Raw genomic sequence first — 7,273 nt, 5'->3', positions numbered from 1 at the left:
GAAAAGACTCTGCAAAGTATGAATACAATATTGACAACACCATAGCCCAGATATTGTATGGCAGTGGGGTATGCGCAAAATATGAATACAACTTGGATAAGAATATAACAAGACTTCTAAATATAGACCCTTCAGGCAAAGAAATGTTTATGTACAGGTATGCCTATGACGGAAACGGCAATCAGATACTGAAGGAGGAGAATGACAAAGTCACAGCCTACAGCTACGATGCACTAAACCGCCTAGAGGAGGTAATATACCCGGGGCAGGTTAAAGAGAGATTTACCTATGATGCCAACGGCAATAGACTTAAGAGGGAATTCGGAGATATATGGGAGCACTATGAATATGATAATTGTAATAGATTGATCCAAAGGATTAAGAATGGATTAACAACGGAATATGAGTATGATGAAAGAGGAAATCTCATAAGAGAGAAAGAAGGGCAACTAAATAAACTATACGGCTATGATGGATTTGACCGACTGACCCATGTAAAGAATCCTGACGGAACATATATGGAGAATATATATGATGCCGAGAACTTGAGATCTATATCGATAGAAAACGGAAAATATAACAGGTATGTATATATCGGAAGCAGCATAGCATGTGAAGTGGATGAGGATTGGGGATTGAAGGATAGGATAGTCCGGGGTCATACAATATTGCAGAAAGAGGATAGCAATAAGGATGCTTACTATTATATCCACAATGCCCACGGAGATATTACTGCTCTTACCGATGGTAGAGGAGAAGTGGTAAACAGATACAGTTATGATGCTTTTGGTAATATATCGGACTGCGTTGAGACTGTAGATAACAGATTTAAGTACTCGGGGGAACATACCTATGTTTCCAACAACCCTATAAATTACATTGACCCAACCGGTCACTGTAAAGAGGGTATTAACTTTAGCTATGCAATTGAAAGTATTCTACGTAGATTACGGAAGAATGGTTTAAGTTCCATGCAAGGGTTGAATTGGATTCTAGACCATTTAATAAACAGTATAAGTTATGATGCTGTAGAGCAGACAAGTGAATTCGGACCGACCGTAATGGAAGCAGCACTGATTGCTAAACATGTTTATTCCGGGGATAAAGGAGATGAATTAACTGGTGGATGGAAAATGCTTGAGGAACCACATATGATTGGAGGTCTCCGAATGGGTGTATATGGAAGAATGGGTGAGGATGGAAATATGGAATATGTAATTGCAAATGCAGGGACAGAACCTACTAGTTTAATAGATTGGGAAAACAATTTGAAACAACCTTTTGGAAAATCGGAAGATATGATAAATTCGTTAAAATATGCAAAAGAATTTGTGAAAGAACATCGCAATTCTAATATAACATTTGTCGGACATTCAAAGGGCGGTGCTGAAGCTGCTGGAAATGCAGTACTTACAAATAGGAATGCAATGATATTCAATCCTGCAACAGTGTTCTTAGAAGCGTATGGTTTAAAGAAATCGGATTATGATGCTGAGATGACTGCATATATTGTGGAAGATGAAATTTTGAATAATATTTTTGGACTTATATCAATACCAATAGATACAGCAGTTTATTTACCTACGCAGCATTTGGCTGACACAGGGATTCCTATTATAGATACAATAAATTCGGTAAAAAATCATTCGATGAAAGCAACGATAGAAGCAATAGAAGAATGGGAGGGAAAATAGACAATGAGTAAGAAGATAATCCTTGTTATACTAATTGCTATTATAATGACTTTTCCAGCTTTGTTATCTTCTTGTCAATTTAATATATTAAAAGAAGAGGAGGAATATAGAATAACGAATGTAAAAATTTTTAAAGGTACTCCTGTATGGGAATTAGCACTAGCTGTTAAGGGCGAAAAAACCCGTACAATAGAGAAATTGGCAAAAGAAAATCCGGATTTGTTAAATTATCAAGAACCTAAATATGGAGCAACTTTACTATTATGGGCAGTTGGGATGGAGAAGTACAAATCCGCAGAAGCTTTACTAAAGTGTGGAGCTGATCCTAATATTGCTTCAACAGTTGATGGGATGACTCCGCTCTATTTAGCTGCAGGATTCTCTTGGGTAGATAATTATGCCAAAAAGGACCCTAAGTTTGTGAAGCTCTTACTAAAATACAATGCAGATCCAAACATAAATTATGGTGGAGATAGCATTAATGAACCAGGAACCAGTCCACTCATGAATTCAATACCATGCGGTATTGAAAAAACAAAGGCGTTGATAGAAGCAGGGGCTGATATCAACCATAAAACAGAGAGTGGAAGGACGGCTGCGACTGAAGCATTGGGAATGGGGCAAAATGCGACATTGGAAGCATTGGAATATGCACATTATCTGATAGTAGAGAAGAAAGCGAAGGTATCGGATCCTTATTATCCACGGAAAATTTATGGAGAAGACACTGTACGTGAATTATTTCCCGTAGATATACTGAGGGATTGGGTTTATCCTTTGGATTCAGAAGAATATCAAATAAAAATGGAAATTGTTGAGGAATTTGCCCGACAGGGTGTAAATTATTGGGATACGGAAATTAATAAATTTACTCTTGAAAGGATAAAGAAGCGTTATCCTGATACTTGGGAGGAATATATAAAGAAGTATTAAAAAACGTATGTATTTGCATGAAAGATCTTCGAAGAAAAAAGGATGTGTATTCAGAGAAAGTCTGTAAAACTTGCTTATCAGTAGCTTTTTCGGCATAAAAGGATATTTTTGAAAAGGTATAATTTATAGTTACGAAGGTGATGCAAGCCAAACACCGAAGATTGTAGCAGGTTTTAATGCTCCGGGGAAAATACTAAAGGCGAGTAATAAACAAGGACAACATATTACAGTTGATGTGGATAAGTTTTTAGGAACAGGTATGACTTATATAGAAAATTTCAAGGGAGATGATAGAAAACTGGATGAATATGATAGATATATTTATATGCCTATAACCAATGAACAGGGGCAGGCTATGTATAGGAAAGCAGAGATGCTGTATATGCAGCCTCCAGAATACAATCTCTATGCCAATAATTGCAATCATGTGGCACAACAGATATTGGAGGGAGGAGGCCTGAATTTTGCTCCAACAAAAGGAAGCGCATTAGATGAACAGATAAATATGCTTACAATTGGTTGGCCAGGAGGCATTCAAAGAACAATAACAAATTATGCTAAAGACAGGTTAGATAAAACCATACCAAATGCTGCATATAATTATGCTGCTTCTATTGCGGATAGAAAAGGTTGGAGTGTAGGTGATACAGGATATAAACCTGAAGGTTTGAATCCATTTAAGTAGAGGAGTGGAAAAAGTGAATAAGAAATTAATTCTATTGTAAATAAGTATGTTATATTTAACTATATTAACAGGCTGTGGAATAGACAGAAATAACTTTGTCGGTGATATTATAGTTTCAGGATACACCGATAAATCAGATGACGGCATTATTAAATATAATCCTGCTACAGGCGAATTTGAGAACCTCGTACCGGGTGTTTACTATGATGTGCAATATAATGCGGATAAATCAAAGATATTGTGTGAAAGGCATGTAAAAAACGAAGCAAAATGGGATTCTGAGATTTGTGAGTATGATATTAAATCTAAAGAATTTAGTGAGGCTATTGAAGATTCAGAAAAAGACTCAGGTGAGTTTAGATTTAGAATTAGATATGTACCAAATTCCGACGATATTAGCTATGTTTTGGGAGATGCGGTACATATTTGTGATAGGTCATCAGGAACGCTTTCTAAATTAGTTGAAGTGGGATTTTATTGGTACTCATGGGATAAATCCGGCAAAAAACTGCTCTATGGAGATTATGATGAGAAAATATATATATGACGTGGAGAACAGTGAGAAAAATCAAATTTTGGAGGGCAGATATCCTATTTACTCAAACAACAATGAATATATAGCGTATCAAGGAAAAGATAATAAATTAACTGTTTATAATATTAACACAAAGGAAGAGTGGAAAAGTATATCGGTTGGCAGTAATCAAAGCTTTATCTTTTCACCAGATGACAGGTATATTCTTTTAGCGACAGAATATAAAGATATCGTGAATGCTGAACATTATAAAATGTATATTGTGGATTATAAGACAGGTAAAAAGATGAAATTATTTAATGGTGATGGTGGGAAGCCTGGTTTTGATTGGAGATAGAGAGTGTGGGAAGGTTCAAGATTTTGAAATATTGATAAATAGGAGATTATTAAACATACGACCGCTTTGATGCGTATGTTGCTAGCAACCCGATAAGAGGCTATACATAAGAAGCACTAAAAAAGATATTGCATTCTATTTTGGTGCTTTATATCTTATTTCTACTATTAATGAATTTTGATGTTTTATTGGTTTTTCTTAATGCCTATATAGGTAAAGACTCTGAGGTGTATTCGTTTAGAGCGTTGCATAATACTTTCTACCTCATACTACATACGCTTTAATGACATATTTTAAGGAACTCTCAACAGAATTCTTGTCCGTAGACATATTAATGAGTTATCCGTTGGCAAACTTTAAGACGACATTGAAGTAGAGTTGAGATTAATTTACAAGCAAAAACAACTTAAAATTAAGGGGGAATTAGCTTATGAAGAAAATATCTTTGGTAATGGCGATAATGTGTATTTTCATGATGGTAACATCCGTTGAAGCGGCAATAGTATTACCACTAAGAGTTGAAGTAGACGGTGAAAAATTGGATTTCCCGGATGAACAACCCTTTATCGATGCAAATGGAAGGACGCAAACTCCGGCAAGATTTATAGCAGAGAAATTAGGAGCAAAGGTAACTTGGAATGGTAAAGAGCAGAAGGCAGTGTTTGAGAAGGGCAGCAAGAAACTTGTTTTATATATAGGCAAAAAAGATTATGAATTAAACGGTCAAAAGAAGACAATGGATACAGCTGCATTATTAAAAGAAGGAAGAACATTTGTGCCTGCAAGATATGTGGCAGAGGCATTTGATGCTGTTGTAAGCTGGGATCCCGAAATAAGGACTGTATACATAAATACAAAACCAAAACCGACTAAGAAAGAAGGAACTGAGATAGTTGCTGGATTTGAGGTGCCTTTGGATACTAAATTGGTGGCTATCGAGGAAGAGTGGGGAGGAATCAGTGAGGCTTGTTTTGAAGTTAATTTACTACGAGCAGATTTAGAAGGGCAATGGGATGATTTAAGACAAATACTTTTGCAAAAGTGTGACAGCAGTACAGTAGACGAGGTTATGGCTTATGTTATGCAGAAAAAGGAAAGGGAATACTATTTGCCATCAAAATACGTATATGACAAAAAAAGCGGCAGATATATTTGGATAAAAGAATCTTTTATGGAAGACGTTAATGTTTTTTATTGTGCTGCAAGCTATAAAAGATCTGAAGAATAATGCCGTGTGTTTTAAGAAGAAAAAGAAGCGTTTGAAACTTTAAGACAACATTGATATAGAGTTTGAGATAAAGTATAATTGTATAGTGAATTATAATATATAATTGAGTAACTAAAATAATTTTAAAATTATAAGGGAGGAATCGGTTTATGAAGAAAATATCTTTGGTATTGGCAATTATGTGTGTTTTCATGATGGTAACATCCGTTGAAGCGGCAATAGTATTACCACTAAGAGTTGAAGTAGACGGTGAAAGATTGGATTTCCCGGATGAACAACCCTTTATCGATGCTAATGGAAGGACGCAAACCCCGGCAAGATTTATAGCAGAAAAATTAGGAGCAAACGTAACTTGGAATGGTAAAGAGCAGAAGGCAGTGTTTGAGAAAGGCAGCAAGAAACTTGTTTTATATATAGGCAAAAAAGATTATGAATTAAACGGTCAAAAGAAGACAATGGATACAGCTGCATTATTAAAAGAAGGAAGAACATTTGTGCCTGCAAGATATGTGGCAGAGGCATTTGATGCTGTTGTAAGCTGGGATCCCGAAATAAGGACTGTATACATAAATACGAAGCCAAAACCGACTAAGAAAGAAGGAACTGAAATAGTTGCTGGGTTTGAGGTGCCTTTGGATACGAATTTGGCGGCTGTAGAGCAAACGTGGGGCGGAATCACTGAGGCTTGTTTTCAAGTTAATTTACTACGAGCAGATTTAGAAGGGCAATGGGATGATTTAAGACAAATACTTTTGCAAAAGTGTGACAGCAGCACAGTTGACGAGGTTATGGCTTATGTTATGCAGAAAAAGGAAAGGGAATACTACTTGCCAGACAAATTCATATATGACAAAAAAAGCGGCAGGTATATTTGGATAAAAGAATCTTTTATGGAAGACGTTAATGTTTTCTATTGCTCTGCAAGCTTTGATATATCTGAAGAATGAGAGGTATTAAGAAGTGAAACGGATTAGTAGTGTTTTGGTTATTATGACGCTAATTCTGCAGGTTACTCTTTCTCAAACTATTTTTGTAAATGCTGAATCAAAAGATACATATCTTGAGGTGAGGGAATCCTTAGAACTAGCAAATAAATTTTTAAAAGATAATTACAAATTTGAGAAAGATTATTTCAAAAAAACATCATACTACAAGAAAAGAGAAATAAATGTCAATATGGCAATTAACGGGAATGGCATGAAAGTCTTTGGAAACTTACCTGTCTTTGTATATGGTTCTGTGGCTGAAGGAGCACAAGAAGGTACAAAATACGGAAATGACAAAAGAGTGTATGATTCGAATGAAAATCCAAGAGCATTAGGATTTTCATTTATAGATGAACCGTATCCAAACCCGGAGTTTCATATTGATGAAATTACATACGTATGTAGATGGATTAAGGAGCCATGGATTTTGCCGATAAAAAGTCAAAAAGGTATTACGAAGGAGTTGTCACCCGATAATCCTAAGGATACGCACACGAAGCAATATCTCGAGTATGAACCTGACAAATTTGCATCAACATATAGTGTTATTAGGCAATGGGTGAGAGGATCTGATAATTTCTTGCCTGATTTTATTGAAAATCAAACAGGTAACCGCAAATTCTTCAATAAATGTATTGAGGGACAGTTGCCAGCAGGCATAGCGAAAAATCCTGAGGATTTCATATATATAATCCAACCGCCAACATATGAATCCTGGGGTATTGGAATAGCATTTTACTATTATGGTGGAACCGGTTCAGATAACATGAGTCAGCCAAACTATTATTCGTACTATCAATATTTTAGATATAAGCCCTTTGTTTTGGTGAAAGATGACATTATGCCATCCGTTGAAACAATGCAATCGAGTGCTG

At 35.8% G+C, this 7,273-nt stretch carries 7 protein-coding genes and 1 pseudogene; all 8 read left to right on the top strand.

Annotation, left to right across the window (positions count from 1 at the left end; all coding sequences use genetic code 11):
* Positions 1 to 1,694: RHS repeat domain-containing protein (locus EFD62_RS16850; RefSeq protein ID WP_155522924.1), on the top strand; the 1,694-nt coding region annotated here is incomplete at its 5' end.
* 3 nt (positions 1,695 to 1,697) lie between these two features.
* Complete coding sequence (locus tag EFD62_RS16845; protein WP_069193160.1) at positions 1,698 to 2,627, top strand: ankyrin repeat domain-containing protein; 930 nt, start codon at positions 1,698 to 1,700, stop codon at positions 2,625 to 2,627.
* A gap of 259 nt (positions 2,628 to 2,886) precedes the next feature.
* Positions 2,887 to 3,312, top strand: coding sequence for a hypothetical protein (locus tag EFD62_RS18170; protein ID WP_235832701.1), 426 nt, complete (start codon positions 2,887 to 2,889; stop codon positions 3,310 to 3,312).
* A gap of 46 nt (positions 3,313 to 3,358) precedes the next feature.
* Positions 3,359 to 3,859, top strand: a complete 501-nt coding sequence (locus tag EFD62_RS18165; protein ID WP_235832700.1) for a hypothetical protein — start codon at positions 3,359 to 3,361, stop codon at positions 3,857 to 3,859.
* The gene (locus EFD62_RS18160; protein ID WP_235832699.1) at positions 3,840 to 4,184 is read left to right on the top strand and encodes a hypothetical protein; all 345 of its coding nucleotides are present in this window, start codon (positions 3,840 to 3,842) and stop codon (positions 4,182 to 4,184) included. Before EFD62_RS18165 ends, EFD62_RS18160 begins: the two co-directional genes overlap by 20 nt.
* Before the next feature lie 430 nt (positions 4,185 to 4,614).
* Positions 4,615 to 5,412 carry a copper amine oxidase N-terminal domain-containing protein gene (locus EFD62_RS16825; protein WP_128706553.1) on the top strand — a complete coding sequence of 266 codons (798 nt, stop codon included), beginning with the start codon at positions 4,615 to 4,617 and terminating at the stop codon, positions 5,410 to 5,412.
* Positions 5,413 to 5,561: 149 nt separating this feature from the next.
* A complete protein-coding gene (locus EFD62_RS16820; RefSeq protein ID WP_069193163.1) occupies positions 5,562 to 6,359 on the top strand; it encodes a copper amine oxidase N-terminal domain-containing protein in 798 nt (265 codons plus the stop codon).
* A 13-nt stretch (positions 6,360 to 6,372) separates the two neighbouring features.
* Positions 6,373 to 7,273, top strand: a pseudogene (locus tag EFD62_RS16815) (hypothetical protein); the annotation flags it as partial.

Origin of the sequence: Acetivibrio mesophilus, from assembly GCF_004102745.1 — a bacterium.
Classification (GTDB): domain Bacteria; phylum Bacillota; class Clostridia; order Acetivibrionales; family Acetivibrionaceae; genus Hungateiclostridium; species Hungateiclostridium mesophilum.
The sequence above is the reverse complement of the archived record's forward strand: the minus strand, read 5'-3'. Positions and strand labels throughout refer to the sequence as shown.

Coding starts and splice junctions, on each gene's coding strand:
- EFD62_RS16845 (WP_069193160.1), top strand. CDS start 1,698: ATGAGTAAGAAGATAATCCTTGTTATACTAATTGCTATTATAATGACT.
- EFD62_RS18170 (WP_235832701.1), top strand. CDS start 2,887: ATGACTTATATAGAAAATTTCAAGGGAGATGATAGAAAACTGGATGAA.
- EFD62_RS18165 (WP_235832700.1), top strand. CDS start 3,359: ATGTTATATTTAACTATATTAACAGGCTGTGGAATAGACAGAAATAAC.
- EFD62_RS18160 (WP_235832699.1), top strand. CDS start 3,840: ATGAGAAAATATATATATGACGTGGAGAACAGTGAGAAAAATCAAATT.
- EFD62_RS16825 (WP_128706553.1), top strand. CDS start 4,615: ATGAAGAAAATATCTTTGGTAATGGCGATAATGTGTATTTTCATGATG.
- EFD62_RS16820 (WP_069193163.1), top strand. CDS start 5,562: ATGAAGAAAATATCTTTGGTATTGGCAATTATGTGTGTTTTCATGATG.